Genomic DNA, 15,289 nt, shown 5'->3' on the forward strand with positions numbered 1-15,289 from the left:
CGGCGCCCGCGCCGGAGCGCGCCGGACCCGCGGGCGGCGCGCGCGCCGCGCGGCCGGGAGGGCGCGCGGCGGGGACGGCGGGCACGGCCGACCGGGCTCACGTGCGTGGGCTGCATGCGCTTCTCCCGGTGTTTCTGCTGTCACGCCCCTTACGGCGGGTCCGCCGTCCGCGTGAGACACATGTAAAAAAAGTGCATCGTGGGCGCAGTTACGTCAAGAGGTAACTTTACAGAGAGCCAAGCCCCACGTTGCACCGTTTTCGACCGGGTGCGCCGATTCATTTTCGTTATGCCTGGAAGAAGGCCGGAACATCGCGGCGGAACGGCCGGTCGCGCCGCCGGGGCACAGGGTCATCACCCCTGGGCAGGGGCCCGCGGGCCGCCTCCGCCGCCAGCGTGGCCGCACCATCCCCGGGTATGGCCGACAATGTACGGTGGCCCAGCCACTCAGATCCGCGATTGGTGTGTAGTACAGCCGTGCACCTGCTGAACGGTGAGCGTTCCGCTCACGACCTCACCTACAACGACGTCTTCATGGTCCCCCGCCGCTCCCCGGTCGGGTCGCGCCTGGACGTCGACCTGTCGACCTCCGACGGCAGCGGGACGACGATCCCGCTGGTGGTCGCGAACATGACGGCCGTGTCCGGCCGCCGGATGGCCGAGACCGTCGCCCGGCGCGGCGCGGTCGCGGTGCTCCCGCAGGACATCCCGGCCGAGGTGGTGGCCGAGGTCATCGGCTGGGTGAAGGGCCGCGACCTGGTCGTGGACACCCCGATCCGGCTGGACCCGGGCAGCACCGCCGGGGACGCCCTCGCGCTGCTGCCGAAGCGGGCGCACAACGCCGTGATCGTCGTCGAGGACGACCGGCCGGTGGGCGTGGTCACCGAGGCCGACTGCCAGGGCGTCGACCGGTTCGCCCAGCTCCGCGACATCATGTCCCGCGACCTCGTGACGGTCCCGGCCGGCGTGGACCCGCGCGAGGCGTTCGACCGGCTGCACGAGCGCGGGCACCGGCTCGCGCCCGTCGTGGACGCCTCCGGCCGCCTCGCGGGCGTGCTGACCCGCACCGGCGCGCTGCGCGCCACCCTCTACCAGCCCGCCGTCGACGCGGCCGGGCGGCTGCGGATCGCCGCGGCGGTCGGCGTGAACGGCGACGTCGCGGGGAAGGCCAAGGCGCTGCTGGAGGCGGGCGCCGACCTGATCGTCGTGGACACCGCGCACGGCCACCAGGACAAGATGATGAGCGCGCTCGCCGCCGTCCGCGGCCTGGACCCCGCCGTCCCGATCGTGGCGGGGAACGTGGTGACCGCCGAGGGCACCCGCGACCTGATCGAGGCGGGCGCCGACATCGTCAAGGTCGGCGTGGGCCCCGGCGCGATGTGCACGACCCGGATGATGACCGGGGTGGGGCGCCCGCAGTTCTCCGCCGTCCTGGAGTGCGCCGCCGAGGCGCGCCGGCTCGGCCGGCACGTGTGGGCGGACGGCGGCGTCCGGCACCCCCGCGACGTGGCCCTCGCGCTCGCCGCGGGCGCGGCGAACGTGATGGTCGGGTCCTGGTTCGCCGGCACCTACGAGTCGCCGGGCGACCTGCAGCGCGCCGCCGACGGGCGGCTGTACAAGGAGAGCTTCGGGATGGCGTCGGCGCGGGCCGTGCGGCTGCGCACCGCCGAGGACTCCCCGTTCGACCGGGCGCGCAAGGCGCTGTTCGAGGAGGGCATCTCCACGTCCCGCATGTTCCTGGACCCCCGGCGGCCCGGCGTGGAGGACCTGATCGACCAGATCGTGGCGGGGCTGCGCAGCTCGTGCACCTACGCGGGCGCGCGCACGCTGGAGGAGTTCCACGAGCGGGCGACGGTCGGGATCCAGAACCCGTCCGGATACGCCGAGGGAATGCCGCTGTCCACGAGCTGGTGACGCCGCGGGCCCGGCGCGGATCGGCGCCGGGCTCCCCAAAACGGGGTCCGATTCCCTATCCTGATCATCAGTTGTCCCAGAGGCAACACCCGCTCGCATGCGGTCGACTCCCACGCAACCTTTGCCCGGTTCCGCGCGTCCATCATGTGAGCCGGGGCTTAAATCACCGTGGGTGGGAATCGGAGCGTACATGGGTCGGTCGTCGAGTCGACATGCGCGGGAGAGGGACGGAGACGGTTCTTCCGGAGGCGCGCGGGGTCTTCCGCGCGCGCTCGCGCTGACCCTCGCGTCCGCACTCGTCTGGGGCGTCGCCCACTTCGTCACCGGCCGCCGGATCGCCGGCTCCCTGCTGCTCGCCCTGTACGTCGCGGTCGCCGCCGCCGTCGCCGCGGCCGCCACCGTGTACCGCTCCGACCTGCTGCACCTCGCCGTCCAGCCGGACGTGCTGCAGCGCCTGTCCGCGGGGCTGGTCGCGCTCGGCGTGGTGTGGGTCCTCGTCGTGATCCGCTCGTACCAGATCCTGCGGCCGCTGCGGATGCCGATCAGCGCGAGGGCGCTCGGCGCCGCGGCCGTCGCGGTGATGTGCTTCGCCGTCGGGGTCCCGGTGGCGTGGTCGGCGCACAGCACCTACGTCTACCGCGACGCGCTGACGAGCATCTTCCGCACCGGCAGCGAGAACGGCAGGCAGGTCGACACCGAGGACCCGTTCAACGGGCAGGCCCGCGTCAACATCCTGCTCCTCGGCGGCGACTCGGCCGCCGACCGCACCGGGGTGCGCACCGACAGCATGACGCTCGCCAGCGTGGACACCGAGACCGGCGACACGGTGCTGCTGAGCCTGCCGCGCAACCTGGAGCACTTCCCGATGCCGCCCGGCCCGGCCCGCGACCGGTTCCCCTACGGCTTCACCGGCGACGGCCCGCTGAACCCCGGCCTGCTGAACGAGGTGTACGAGTACGCCGAGCAGCACCCGGACGTGGTGCCGGGCGTCCCGAAGAACCACCGCGGCCCCGAGCTGCTGAAGGCCACCATCGCCGGCATCCTCGGGCTGCGCGTCGACTACTACATCCTCGTCGACATGTTCGGGTTCGCCGACATCGTCGACGCCATGGGCGGCGTCAAGATCAAGGTGACCGAGCCGATCCCCTACGGGCTGCAGGGCGCCGTCCTGCAGCCGGGCTACCGCACGCTGGACGGCAAGGAGGCCCTCTGGTACGGGCGCTCGCGCACCAACAGCAGCGACTACGTCCGGATGGGACGGCAGAAGTGCCTGATGCGCGCGATCGCCGAGCAGGCCGACCCGCAGACCGTCCTCACGAGCTTCGACAAGCTCGCCGCCGCCGCGAAGCGGACGCTGGCCACCGACATCCCGCAGGAGCTGCTGCCCGCGCTGGTGAAGCTGTCGAACAAGGTCAAGGACGGCGCGGAGATCCGCAGCCTGCAGTTCGTGCCGCCGCTGATCTACTCGGGCAACCCCGACTTCAAGCTGATCCGCAAGCTGGCGTCCGACGCGGTCAACAGCGACCCGCACGCGGTGAGCGCGCCGCCGAGCGGCGGCCAGAGCGGTTCGCCGAGCGCGTCCCCGAGCACGCCGGACGGCCCGTCCCCGGACGGGTCGGAGCCGCCGAAGCCCGACAGCAAGCCGGTGTCCCTGGAGGCCACCTGCCCGTGATGGCCGGCGCGCGGCCGGTCCGGGTGGATCATAGAGGGAGACGACCTCTGCGGAAGGGCGGGTGAGGGGTGCCTCTGATCCAGGGCTGCGACGCCTTCCAGGTGGCGATGCCGCGCGGGCGGCGGCCGGAGAGCGTGCTCGTGCGGCTCGACGGCGGCGACGCGGTCGGCTGGGGCGAGATGCCCGTCGCCGCGGGGGCGTCGGGCTCGGCCTGGGCGGACATCGAGCAGCGGATGGGCCCCGCCCTCATCGGCCTCGACTGGGACCGGCCCGAGGACGTGTCCGCCGCCGCCGACCTCGGCGCCAGCGAGGCCGCCGCGGCCGTCGACACCGCCTGCTGGGACCTGTGGTGCCGGACGCGGGGCCTGCCGCTCGCGCACGCGCTCGGCGGCACCCGCACGTCCATCGTGACGGGCGCGCGGATCTCCCCGGAGCCGGCGCTGGACACGATCACGGCCCGCGTCAACAAGGCCGTCGGAGCGGGCCACACCCGCGTCACGCTGGACATACGCCCCGGCTGGGACGTCGAGCCGGTCCGGGCGATCAGGCAGGCGTATCCGGCGCTGGCGCTCGTCGCGGACGCGGGGCACGGCTACACCGAGTCGCCCGACCACCTGGCCGCGCTGGAGGCGCTGGACGCCTACGGCCTGGCGGCGCTGGAGCGCCCCTTCCCGGCGGGCGACCTCGCCGCGCACGCCCGGCTCCAGTTGCGGGTGGGCACCGCCGTCGCACCGGCCGCCGGTGACCTGGAGGCCCTGGACGCGGCGCTGTCGCTGGACGCGGGCCGCGCCCTGCACCTGCGGCTGGACCGGCTCGGCGGGCTGACCGCGGCGCGCAGCGCCCACGACCTGGCGTACGCGGCGGGCTGGGACGTGTGGTGCAGCGGGACCGGCGCGTTCGGGATCGGGCAGGCCGCCGCGGTCGCGCTCGCGGCGCTGCCCGGCTGCACGCTGCCGAGCGACGTGTCGGACCCGGCGGGCGGCCCGGTGTTCGTGACGCCGCCGGTCCGCTCGTCCGGCGGCGTCGTCGGCGTGCCGCTCACCCAGCCGGGCCTCGGCCACGAGATCGACGAGGCGCGCATCGAGCGGCTCGCGACGCGGCGCATGCGCCTGGCGACGTGAGCGCGGAGGTCGTCCCGGCACCGGTGTGGGTGGTGGCGGGCCCGCCGGGCAGCGGCAAGACGACCGTGGCGGACCTGCTGCTGCGGCGGCTGCGCCCGGTGCCGGCGCTGCTGGACAAGGACACGGTGTACGGGCCGTTCGTGGCGGCGGCGCTGGCGGCGTCCGGCCGCGACCCGGGCGAGCGCGAGGGCCCCTGGTACGACGAGCACGTCAAGCGGCACGAGTACGCGGGGATGACCGCGACGGCGCGGGAGATCCGGTCGCACGGCTGCCCGGTGCTGCTGAGCGGGCCGTTCACCGGGCAGATCCGGGACGCGGCGCGCTGGGCGGAGTGGGCCGCGGAGCTGGGCGGGCCGCCCGTCCGGCTCGTCTGGATCCGGTCGGACGCGGTGACGCTCCGTAATCGTCTGGAGGGTCGCGGGTCGCCGCGCGACACCGCCAAACTGGCCGCCTTCGCGGCGTTCGCGGCGCGGATGCGCCCGGACGAGCCTCCCCCGGTGCCGCACCTCGCCGTCGACAACCGCCTGACCGCGCCGGTGCCGCTCGAAGCCCAGCTGGACGCCCTGCTCGCCCCGCCCGCCTGACGCCCCCGGGCGGTGGCAGCGGCACGGCCGCCCTCACGGTGCCTGCCGGCGGAGGTCGTGGGGACCCCCGCCGGCGGGCCGGGCCGCACGGCGGCGGCCGGCGCGATCAGGCGTTGATGTTGATATTGGTGTTGACGTTCTCGTCGTGGTCGTGGTGGTGACCGCAGCAGCCGCAGTCGCAGTGCTGCACGGCGGACGCCTGGACCGCGGGCGCGGCGGGCGCCGCCGACGCCGCGGCCGCCATGCCGAAGAACCCGGCGAGCGTCGTACCGGCCGCCAGGGCCAGGACCGAGAGAAGCCTGCGCATGGATCGTTCCTTTCGCCTTCTCCGAATGCTTCCTCGGCGATCCTGCCCTAGCTACTACAGAGAGTAACTAGATCCCCACTCCAGGTAAGGCAAGCGATGGGGTGATCTTTGGATCAGTACGACTTGGGGAGCCCCAGGGAGTGCTGCGCGACGAAGTTGAGGATCATCTCGCGGCTGACCGGGGCGATGCGCATCAGCCGGACGACGCCGGCGAGCATCCCGACGCCGTACTCGGTGGTGAGGCCGTTGCCGCCGTGGGTCTGGATGGCCTGGTCGACGCAGTGGATCGCGGCCTCGGCGGTCGCGTACTTGGCCATGTTCGCGGCCTCGCCCGCGCCCATGTCGTCGCCCTCGTCGTAGAGCCAGGCGGCCTTCTGCCCCATCAGCCGCGCCAGCTCCAGTTCGATCTTCGCGGCGGCGAGCGGGTGGGCGAGTCCCTGGTGGGCGCCGATCGGCGTCGTGAACACCTGCCGGTCCCTGGCGTAGCCGATCGCCTTGCCGAGGGCGAGGCGGCCGATGCCGGCGCCCATCGCGGACGCCATGATGCGCTCGGGGTTCAGGCCGGCGAACAGCTGGAGCAGGCCGCCGTCCTCGTCGCCGACGAGCGCGTCGTACGGGAGCCGGACGTCGTCGAGGTGGCAGATGAACTGCTTCTCCGGCGACACGATCTCCATGTCGATGGGGGTGTAGGTGAAGCCGGGCGTGTCCGTCGGGACGATGAACAGCGACGGGCGCAGGTTGCCCTTCTGGTCCTGGCTGCGGGAGACGAACAGGACGGCGTCCGACTCGTCCACACCCGAGATGAACGTCTTCTGCCCGTTGAGCACCCAGCCGTCACCGTCGCGCCGCGCGGTCGTGGTGATGCGGTGCGAGTTGGAGCCGGCGTCGGGCTCGGTGATCGCGAACGCCATCTTCACCGAGCCGTCGGCGAAGCGCGGCAGCCAGTGCTTCTTCTGGTCCTCGGTGCCGGACCGGGCGATGATCGTCGCGCAGATCGCCGGGGAGACGACCATCAGCAGCAGCGGGCAGCCCGCGGCGGCCAGCTCCTCGCACACGGCGGCGAGGTCGCCGATGCCGCCTCCTCCGCCGCCGTACTCCTCCGGCACGTTGACGCCGAGGTAGCCGAGCCGCCCGGCCTCGGCCCACAGCTCGTCGGTCTTCTGCCCGGACTTGGCCTTCTCCACGTAGTAGGACGCACCGTACCCGGCGCCCAGTTCGGCGACGGCCGCGCGCAGCGCCTGCCGCTCCTCGCTCTCGACGAAGCTCATTCGGGGGTCTCGTTCCTTTGCTCGATGACGGCGAGGACGGCGCCGGACTCGACCTGCTGCCCGGCGGCGACGTTCAGTTCCGCGACCGTCCCGGCGGAGGGGGCGGCGATGCGGTGCTCCATCTTCATGGCCTCCAGGACGACGAGGGTCTGCCCCTCGGCGACGCCGGCGCCCGCTTCGGTCTCGACGCGGACGACCGTCCCGGGCATGGGGGCGAGGAGCGAGCCCGGGGCGATCTGGCCGCTCGGGTCGGCGAAGCGCGGGACGGCGCGCAGCGCGACCGGGCCGAGGCGGGAGTCGACGTGGACCTCGTCCCCGGCCTCGGCCACCGCGAAGGTCTCGCGGAGGCCGCCGACGTCGAGGACGACCCGGTCGGGCGCGGCGCCGACCAGGGACGTGCCGGGGCACAGCTCGGACGCCAGGCCGTCCCGGCGGAGGTCGTAGTCGACGTCGACGGTCCCGTACGGGCCCTCGAACGTCCTGCGCTGCGGCTGGGACCGGACGTTGCGCCATCCGGACGGCAGCCCGCCCAGCACGCCGGCCGAGGCCCGGTTCGCGGCGGCCCGGGCGAGCGCGGCGGCCAGCGCGGACACCGTCACGGCCGCTTCGTCCGCCAGCGGCGCGGCCAGGTCGGCGAGGCCGACGCGGTCGAGGTAGCCGGTGTCGGTGTCGCCGGCCAGGAAGCCCGGTTCCTCCAGGATCCGGACGAGCAGGTCGCGGTTCGTGGTGAGGCCGTGGACGCGGGCGCCGCGCAGCCCGGCGGCGAGCCTGCGGGCGGCGGCGGCGCGGGTCGGCGCCCACGCGATCACCTTCGCGAGCATCGGGTCGTAGTGGACGCCGACCTCGGCGCCGCTCTCCACGCCGCTGTCGAGCCGCAGCCCGTACGCCGCGGGGACGGCGAACTCGGCGTCCGCGCCCGGCACCTCGAACGTGTGCAGGGTGCCGCTGGCGGGCCGCCAGTCGTGCGCCGGGTCCTCGGCGTACAGGCGGACCTCGATGGCGTGGCCGCGCGGCTCGGGCGGCGCCTCGGCCAGGCGGGCGCCCTCGGCGACCTCGATCTGCAGCCGGACGAGGTCCACCCCGTACACGCATTCGGTGACCGGGTGCTCGACCTGGAGGCGGGTGTTGACCTCCAGGAAGAAGAAGCGGCCGTCCCGCGCGAGCATGAACTCGACCGTCCCGGCGCCGGTGTAGCCGATGGCGCGGGCGGCGTTCGCGGCCGCCTCGCACAGCTCGGCGCGCAGCGCGGGCGTCACCGCCGGCGACGGCGCCTCCTCGACGATCTTCTGGTGCCGGCGCTGGATCGAGCATTCGCGCTCGCCGAGCGTCCACACGGTGCCGTGCGCGTCGGCGAGGACCTGCACCTCGATGTGCCGGGCGTTCTCCAGCAGCGGCTCGCAGAACACGGCCGGGTCGCCGAACGCCGACTCGGCCTCGCGGCGCGCGCCCGCCACGGCGTCCGCCAGTTCGTCCGGCGCCCGGACGATGCGCATGCCGCGCCCGCCGCCGCCCGCGGACGCCTTGACCAGCAGCGGGAAGTCGGCGGCCGTCACCCGGTCCGGGTCCAGTTCGGGCAGCACGGGGACGCCCGCGGCGGCCATCAGCTTCTTGGCCTCGATCTTGGAGCCCATCGCGGCGATCGCGTCCGGCGGCGGGCCGATCCAGGTGAGGCCCGCGTCGGCGACGGCCCGCGCGAAGCCGGCGTTCTCCGACAGGAACCCGTAGCCGGGGTGGACGGCGTCCGCCCCGGCGTCCTTCGCGACCGCGAGGAGCCGCTCCGCCGACAGGTACGTCTCGGCGGGCGCGGCGCCGGGCAGCCGCCCGGCGGTGTCGGCCTCCCGGACGTGCGGCGCGCCCGCGTCGGGGTCGGAGAAGACGGCGACGGTCCCGATGCCGAGGTCCCGGCAGGCCCGCAGGACGCGGCGGGCGATCTCGCCGCGGTTGGCGACCAGCACTCTGTTGATCATTGGCCTCACATCCGGAAGACGCCGAAGCCGTCGGCTCCGCGCACGGGCGCGTTGTGGACGGCGGACAGGCACAGGCCGAGGACGGTGCGGGTGTCGCGGGGGTCGATCACGCCGTCGTCGTAGAGCCGCCCCGACAGGAAGAACGGCAGCGACTCGGCCTCGATCTGGGCCTCGACCATCTCCCGCATGGCGCGGTCCTGGTCCTCGTCGTAGGCCTGGCCGCGCGCCTCCGCGGCCTGCCGCGCGACGATCGACAGGACGCCGGCGAGCTGCTGCGGCCCCATCACCGCCGACTTCGCGGACGGCCAGGCGAACAGGAACCGGGGGTCGTAGGCCCGGCCGCACATGCCGTAGTTCCCCGCCCCGTAGGAGGCGCCCATCACGATCGTGATGTGCGGGACCCTGCTGTTCGCCACCGCGTTGATCATCAGGGCGCCGTGCTTGATGATCCCGGCCTGCTCGTACTCCCTGCCGACCATGTAGCCGGTGGTGTTGTGCAGGAACAGCAGCGGGGTGTCGCTCTGGTTGGCGAGCTGGATGAACTGCGCCGCCTTCTGCGCCTCGTCCCCGAACAGGACGCCCTGCGCGTTGGCGAGGACCCCGACCGGGTAGCCGTGGACGCGCGTCCAGCCGGTGACGAGGCTCGTCCCGTAGAGCGGTTTGAACTCGTCGAACCGGGAGCCGTCCGCGACCCTGGCGATGACCTCGCGCGGGTCGAACGGGATCTTCAGGTCCTCGGGGACGATCCCGGCGAGTTCCTCCGCGTCGTAGCGCGGCTCCTCGACCGGGCCGGGCCGGGGCCCGAGCTTGCGGTGGTTGAGGTTCTTGACGATCTGGCGGCCGAGCCGGAGCGCGTCCGCCTCGTCCGCGGCCATGTAGTCGGCGAGGCCGGAGGTGCGCGCGTGCATCTCCGCGCCCCCGAGCTCCTCGTCGTCGGCCTCCTCCCCCGTCGCCATCTTCACGAGCGGCGGCCCGCCGAGGAACACCTTCGCGCGCTCCTTGACCATGACGACGTGGTCGCACATGCCCGGGATGTACGCGCCGCCGGCCGTGGAGTTCCCGAAGACCAGCGCGATCGTCGGGATGCCCGCCGCCGACAGCCGGGTGAGGTCGCGGAACATCCGCCCGCCCGGGATGAAGATCTCCTTCTGCGTCGGCAGGTCCGCGCCGCCCGACTCGACCAGGTTGATGACCGGGAGCCGGTTCTCGAGGGCGATGTCGGACGCCCGGAAGCTCTTCTTCACCGTCCACGGGTTGCTGGACCCGCCCCGCACCGTCGGGTCGTTCGCCACGATCACGCACTCGACGCCCTCGACGACCCCGATCCCGGTGACGACGCTCGCGCCGACGGGGAAGTCGCTGCCCCACGCGGCGAGGGGGCTCAGCTCCAGGAACGGCGAATCGGGGTCGAGGAGCAGCTCGATGCGCTCGCGCGCCAGCAGCTTCCCGCGCCTGCGGTGCCGGGCGACGTACTTCTCACCGCCGCCCTCCAGCGCCTTGGCGTGCTCGGCGTCCAGCGCCGCCAGCTTCTCCAGCATGGCCGCGCGGCGCTCCCGGTATTCGGGGCTCCGCGTGTCCAGCGTGCTCTTGAGGGTCAAAGGACTCCCTCCGGGATGTCGACGAGGCGGGACCGCAGCCACTCCCCGAGGGCCTTGCCCTGCGGGTCGAACCGCGTCGAGGCGGAAACGCCCTCCTGCAGCAGCCCTTCGACGACGAAGTTGACCGCGCGGAGGTTGGGCAGGACGTACCGGTGGACGGTGTGCTCGCGGGTCTCGGGCAGCAGCTCTCCGAGCCTCTCCACGGTGAGGAAGGGTTCGAGCCAGCGCCATTGAGCGTCGGTCCGGGCCCAGACGCCGATGTTGGCGTCCCCGCCCTTGTCTCCGCTCCGGGCCCCGGCCACACGTCCGAGAGGCACCCGCGCCACCGGGCCCTGGGCGTCGGGGTGCGGGTTATCCACAGTGTGCAGAGTGGGCTCGGCCGTGTGACCTGCGTGTTGGACACTGGAAGTGGGGTGGCCCCCCTGGGCGGGCGGGGACTGGGCAAGCGGTGACTGGGCAAGCGGTGACTGGGCAAGCGGTGACTGGCCGGCGCGTTCCTGCTCGCCCGCCTCTGTGATCGGTGCCGGGGGGATCGGTACTCGGGTGCCGTCCGGCATGACGGCGAGGTGCTCGACCACCTCGTTGGGGACGTACGCCGGCGTGTAGACCCCGTACGGGCTGCCCTTGCCCGGCGGGGACGTCATCGTGAAGCCCGGATAGCCGGCGAGGGCCAGCTCCACCGCCGCGTTGCTGAACGCACGGCCGACCTTGCCCGGGTCAGGGTCGAGGACGGCACAGCGGAGCAGCACGGTCGCCTCCCCCTGCGTGGCCGGGTCCGGCTCAGGGGTACCGATGAGCGTCCACTCCACGCGGGCGGGCGGGGGGTCGCCGAACGCGGCCGCCATGTGGGCCTTGACCGACTCCGCCTTGGCCTCGATGCCCAGCCCCGTGAGGACGAACGTCATCTCGTTCCGGTGCCCGCCGAGATGGTTCAGGCACACCTTGGTCGTGGGCGGCGGCGGCGCGCCGCGCACCCCGCTGATCCGCACCCGGTCGGGCCCGTCCTGCGCCAGCTCGATCGTGTCGAACCGTGTCATGACGTCCGGCCCGGCATAGGACGGCCCGCCGATCTCGTACAGCAGCTGGGCCGTGATGGTCTCGGTGGTGACGGCTCCGCCCGTCCCGTCGTGCTTGGTGATGACGCTGGAGCCGTCGCGGTGGAGCTCCGCGATCGGAAAGCCCGGTGCCTTTACGTTGTAGATCTCTTCAAAGAAGGCGTAGTTGCCGCCCGTGGCCTGCGTCCCGCACTCCAGGACGTGCCCGGCCGCAGTCGCGCCCGCCAGCGCGTTCCAGTCGTCGCGCGCCCACCCGAAGTGCGCGGCGGCGGGTCCGACCACCAGCGAGGCGTCGGTGACCCGCCCGGTCACCACCACGTCGGCGCCGGCCCGCAGGCACTCGGCGATCCCCCAGGCGCCCAGGTAGGCGTTGGCGGTGAGCGGCGCTCCATGGCGGGAGTCCGCGAGGCCGAGGTCGTCGGCCCGCGCCAGCAGGTCATCGCCCTCCACATGGGCGATCCGCGCGTCGATCCCGAGCCGCGCGGCCAGCTCGCGCAGCCGGTCCGCGAGCCCGCGGGGGTTGAGCCCGCCGGCATTGGCGACGATCGCGGTTCGGCGCTCCACCGCGAGCCCGAGGGACTCCTCCATCTGCCGCAGGAACGTCGCGGCGTACCCGGCGTCCGGGTCCTTCATCCTGCCGCGCCCGAGGATCAGCATGGTCAGCTCGGCGAGGTAGTCGCCGGTGAGGACGTCCAGCGCCCCGCCCTCCAGCATCTCCCGCACCGCGGAGAAGCGGTCGCCGTAGAAGCCCGAGGCGTTCCCGACCCGCAGCGGTTGGCTCATGGCTGAACACTGCCAGCCCGCCCAGAAAAAATCAATCGTGCATGATTGTTTTTTGCCGGGGCCATTTGGTTGACTGGAGCATCCGCCGAGCCAAGGAACCCATGACCGCCCAGGCACTCCCCCGCGAACCGCAGCAGGACCGCAGCCGCGCCACCCGCCGGCGCCTCCTGGAGGCCGCCATCGACTGCCTCGCCTCCGTCGGCTGGGCGGGGACGACCGTCGCCGTGGTCGCCGAGCGCGCGGGCGTGTCCCGGGGCGCCGCCCAGCACCATTTCCGGACGCGCGAGGAGCTGGTGACGGCGGCGGTCGACTACGGCTCCGAGGTGCGGATGGCGCAGATGCGCGAACGCCTGGACGCCCTCGCCGACCACCGCCCGTCCACCTCGGACGTCGTGACCCTGCTCGGCGAGATGTACACGAGCCCGCTGTTCCGCGCCGCGCTGCAGCTGTGGGTCGCGGCCAGCTCCGACGAGCAGCTCCGCGCGCAGGTGGTCCCCCTCGAAGCCCGCGTGGGCCGGGAGGCGCACCGCCTCACCGTCGAGGCCCTCGGCGCGGACGAGGGCGTGCCCGGCGTGCGGGAGACCGTCCAGGCGACCCTCGACCTGGTCCGCGGCCTCGGCCTCGCCGACCTGCTCACCGACGACTCGGCCCGCCGCACCCGCCTGCTGGACCAGTGGGCCGCCACCCTCGACACGGCCCTCGGCCGCTGACCCCCGCCGGGCGGCGTCCGGTTCAGAGGACGATCTCCCGCGGAGGGCGCCTCCGTCGATGAAGACGACGCGATCTCCGCGAGGCGGGGGGACGGCGGCGGCATGGGCGACGATGGGCCATCGGCATTCAGGACGGCCGTGTCGGGACCGCCGGGCCCCGGTGCGGATACAGGTCGCGGAGCAGCGCGATCTCGGCCCCATGGTGGACGACCTCCCGGGTGATATGGAGGACGAGCGCGGCGAGGGGCAGATCCTCGTAGGGCGCCTCGGCAGGCCCACTGGGACGCGCCAGGTCGTCCAGGCCAAGACTCCGGACACCGGCCGTCCACGCCGCGTAACCGGCGTCGAGCTGCGCGAGCGCCTCATCGGCGGAGGCCGCGTACCGGAAGCTCTGGTAGTCGACGGGGGGCCCGCCGAAATGGCCCGCGACGCGCATGCCCAACACGCCGACGATGATGTGGCCGAGCCGCCAGGCGATCGTAGTCACCGGGGCCGGCACGGGCTCCGGATACGCGAAGTCGATGACGTACTCCCCCGCTCCGGCGGCCATCGGGCTCGTCGCCTCACCGCGCGGGCGGACGCTCCACGCGCCCGGGGCCGGTTCCCAAAAGTACTCGTCGTCGGTGAGCCCGTCCAGGCGCGGTCTCAGCTGGTTCTGCCAGTGCCAGTCGAGCTGGCCGACGAGCTGTTCGGTCCAGTCGATCTCCATGCCGGCCAGCATAGACACACGTCGTGAGCCCCTCTCACTCTCACGGGCGGGTCGCACACCCCCCGCCACCGGCAGGAACGCCTGCCGTGGAGGACAGACGAGCCTCTGCGCGGCTTCCCCAGACCCTCCCGACATGACAATGTGTGCTCGTCCAACTACAGAGAGGCGCCATCTCGGTGCCTCGCGTGAGGGGAGACTCACGGCATGGCAAGACGAACATGGCGGGTGCTGGCCGCCGTCGCGGTCAGCACCGCGGCCTGGCTCACGGCGGCACCGCCCGCCCAGGCGACGAGCTGCTTCTGGGAGGACCCCGGCCAGCAGGGTTCGAGCCGCTGCTACGACAACAACGTCCAGGACTTCGGCGGCCAGCGCTTCCCCAACGGCCACAACGTCCAGCAGACGGCCAGCTCCTGGCGGAACCTGAACACCGTCTGGAACGAGGTCGTCTACAGCGAGCCCAACTTCACCGGCCAATCGCAGGAACTCGAGGACGAGACCGACGGGAACCTGAACCCCGGTATCAACGACCACCTCGGTTCGTTCGACGCGGCCTGACCCGATGAGAGGGTCCGGGCGTGGAACCCCGCGCCGCCCGGACCCGCCGGAGCAAGAGAGGCCACGGTGAACTACGCACGGGTGACCGCCGCGCTACTCGTCCCCCTCGTCGTCGCGGGGTGCGCACCCCAGCGGCCGGACGACCTCCCCGTCCGCGTCGAGCACGTCCGTGACGTCGACGCCCTCGTTCTCCCGCTCGACGCGTACCGGACGAGCCCCGCCCAGCGAAGACTCATTCAGCGTGCCGAGAAGGCGCTCGTGACCGCGTGCCTGCGACGATTCGGCATAGCGGTCGACCTCGGCGATCCGGCGGCTCCGCCGTTCTCGCAGAACGCACGCCGCTACGGTCTCGCGGACGAGGCACGAGCAAGCAAGCTCGGCTACAGCACCCCGGAGATCACCAGACGACCTCCTCGGCCGGATCTGCCCCCGCAGGCGAGAAAGGCCGCCTGGGGCGACGGGCCCGCAAAGATCCGCGGCCGCGACCTGCCCGAGGGCGGTTGCGTCGGCGAAGCCGACCGGACGCTGAGCACAGGGGCCCCGCCGGCCGGGGCCCTCGCGGACCGCCTGGCCTTCAGCACACTCGAAACGTCGGCGAAAGACCACCGCGTACGAGCCGCCTTCGGACGCTGGAGCAGCTGCATGAAGCGCGCTGGCCACTCCTACGCGACGCCGAGGGACGCCAACCGCGACCGGCGCTTCATCGACGGCCCCGACCATCGTGTGAGCCCGACTGAGACCGCAACCGCCGTCGCTGACGTTCGATGCAAGCACCAGGCGCATCTCATCGACGTCTGGGCGAGCGTCGAGAACGTTTACCAGAGGCGCCTCATCGCACGCCACAAGACCGAACTCGACCGCGAGCGCGCCACTCTCGCCGTCCGGCTGAACAATGCGAAAAAGGCACTGGAGACTTCGCGATGAAATGAGAAAGGGCCCCGCCGTGTCGGCGGGGCCCTTCCTGCACTATATGTCCGGCGGCGTCCTACTCTCCCACACAGTCTCCCATGCAGTACCATCGGCGCTGAAGGGCTTAACTTCCGGGTT

General features: G+C 73.0%; 13 protein-coding genes and 1 rRNA gene. 7 read left to right on the forward strand and 7 right to left on the reverse strand.

Features of this window, described 5'->3' with window-relative positions; translation table 11 throughout:
* Nucleotides 1–476 precede the first annotated feature (476 nt).
* The 4 genes from ABFX46_RS42705 (at nt 477) to ABFX46_RS42720 (ending at nt 5,290) form a co-directional block, all read left to right on the forward strand.
* Nucleotides 477–1,913, forward strand: a complete 1,437-nt coding sequence (locus ABFX46_RS42705; RefSeq protein WP_346050263.1) for a GuaB1 family IMP dehydrogenase-related protein — start codon at nt 477–479, stop codon at nt 1,911–1,913.
* 190 nt (nt 1,914–2,103) lie between these two features.
* Nucleotides 2,104–3,585 (forward strand): LCP family protein, encoded by a 1,482-nt coding sequence (locus ABFX46_RS42710; protein ID WP_346050265.1) that lies wholly within the window; start codon nt 2,104–2,106, stop codon nt 3,583–3,585.
* A gap of 68 nt (nt 3,586–3,653) precedes the next feature.
* Nucleotides 3,654–4,706, forward strand: coding sequence for an enolase C-terminal domain-like protein (locus tag ABFX46_RS42715; protein ID WP_346050267.1), 1,053 nt, complete (start codon nt 3,654–3,656; stop codon nt 4,704–4,706).
* The gene (locus ABFX46_RS42720; protein WP_346050269.1) at nt 4,703–5,290 is read left to right on the forward strand and encodes a P-loop nucleotide/nucleoside kinase family protein; all 588 of its coding nucleotides are present in this window, start codon (nt 4,703–4,705) and stop codon (nt 5,288–5,290) included. The genes ABFX46_RS42715 and ABFX46_RS42720 overlap by 4 nt, the downstream gene beginning before the upstream one ends.
* Before the next feature lie 106 nt (nt 5,291–5,396).
* Here ABFX46_RS42720 and ABFX46_RS42725 read toward each other — a convergent pair whose 3' ends face one another.
* The 5 genes from ABFX46_RS42725 to ABFX46_RS42745 all read right to left on the reverse strand — a co-directional run bounded on the left by ABFX46_RS42725 (nt 5,397) and on the right by ABFX46_RS42745 (nt 12,268).
* The gene (locus ABFX46_RS42725) at nt 5,397–5,597 is read right to left on the reverse strand and encodes a hypothetical protein (RefSeq protein ID WP_346050271.1); all 201 of its coding nucleotides are present in this window, start codon (nt 5,595–5,597) and stop codon (nt 5,397–5,399) included.
* A 113-nt stretch (nt 5,598–5,710) separates the two neighbouring features.
* A complete protein-coding gene (locus ABFX46_RS42730; protein WP_346050273.1) occupies nt 5,711–6,865 on the reverse strand; it encodes an acyl-CoA dehydrogenase family protein in 1,155 nt (384 codons plus the stop codon).
* A complete protein-coding gene (locus ABFX46_RS42735) occupies nt 6,862–8,832 on the reverse strand; it encodes an ATP-binding protein (protein ID WP_346050275.1) in 1,971 nt (656 codons plus the stop codon). Before ABFX46_RS42735 ends, ABFX46_RS42730 begins: the two co-directional genes overlap by 4 nt.
* A gap of 5 nt (nt 8,833–8,837) precedes the next feature.
* Entirely contained in the window at nt 8,838–10,430 is a 1,593-nt protein-coding gene (locus ABFX46_RS42740; RefSeq protein ID WP_428831382.1) for an acyl-CoA carboxylase subunit beta, read from the reverse strand.
* Entirely contained in the window at nt 10,427–12,268 is a 1,842-nt protein-coding gene (locus ABFX46_RS42745) for an acyclic terpene utilization AtuA family protein (protein WP_346050277.1), read from the reverse strand. Before ABFX46_RS42745 ends, ABFX46_RS42740 begins: the two co-directional genes overlap by 4 nt.
* 101 nt (nt 12,269–12,369) lie before the next feature.
* Here ABFX46_RS42745 and ABFX46_RS42750 point away from each other — a divergent pair, with 101 nt between their 5' ends.
* On the forward strand, nt 12,370–12,978 hold the full coding sequence (locus tag ABFX46_RS42750) for a TetR/AcrR family transcriptional regulator (RefSeq protein WP_346050279.1): 609 nt from the start codon (nt 12,370–12,372) through the stop codon (nt 12,976–12,978).
* A gap of 127 nt (nt 12,979–13,105) precedes the next feature.
* Here the strand turns inward: ABFX46_RS42750 and ABFX46_RS42755 are convergent, their stop codons facing one another.
* The gene (locus tag ABFX46_RS42755; RefSeq protein WP_346050281.1) at nt 13,106–13,687 is read right to left on the reverse strand and encodes a DinB family protein; all 582 of its coding nucleotides are present in this window, start codon (nt 13,685–13,687) and stop codon (nt 13,106–13,108) included.
* Nucleotides 13,688–13,891: 204 nt separating this feature from the next.
* On the opposite strand from ABFX46_RS42755, the gene ABFX46_RS42760 reads away from it, so the two are divergent.
* On the forward strand, nt 13,892–14,242 hold the full coding sequence (locus tag ABFX46_RS42760; RefSeq protein ID WP_163061099.1) for a peptidase inhibitor family I36 protein: 351 nt from the start codon (nt 13,892–13,894) through the stop codon (nt 14,240–14,242).
* A gap of 66 nt (nt 14,243–14,308) precedes the next feature.
* Complete coding sequence (locus ABFX46_RS42765; protein WP_346050283.1) at nt 14,309–15,166, forward strand: hypothetical protein; 858 nt, start codon at nt 14,309–14,311, stop codon at nt 15,164–15,166.
* Nucleotides 15,167–15,214: 48 nt separating this feature from the next.
* Here the strand turns inward: ABFX46_RS42765 and rrf are convergent.
* Nucleotides 15,215–15,289: ribosomal RNA gene (gene rrf, locus ABFX46_RS42770) — 5S ribosomal RNA — on the reverse strand; the annotation flags it as partial.

Source organism: Actinomadura chokoriensis, assembly GCF_039529475.1.
Classification (GTDB): Bacteria; Actinomycetota; Actinomycetes; order Streptosporangiales; family Streptosporangiaceae; genus Spirillospora; species Spirillospora bangladeshensis.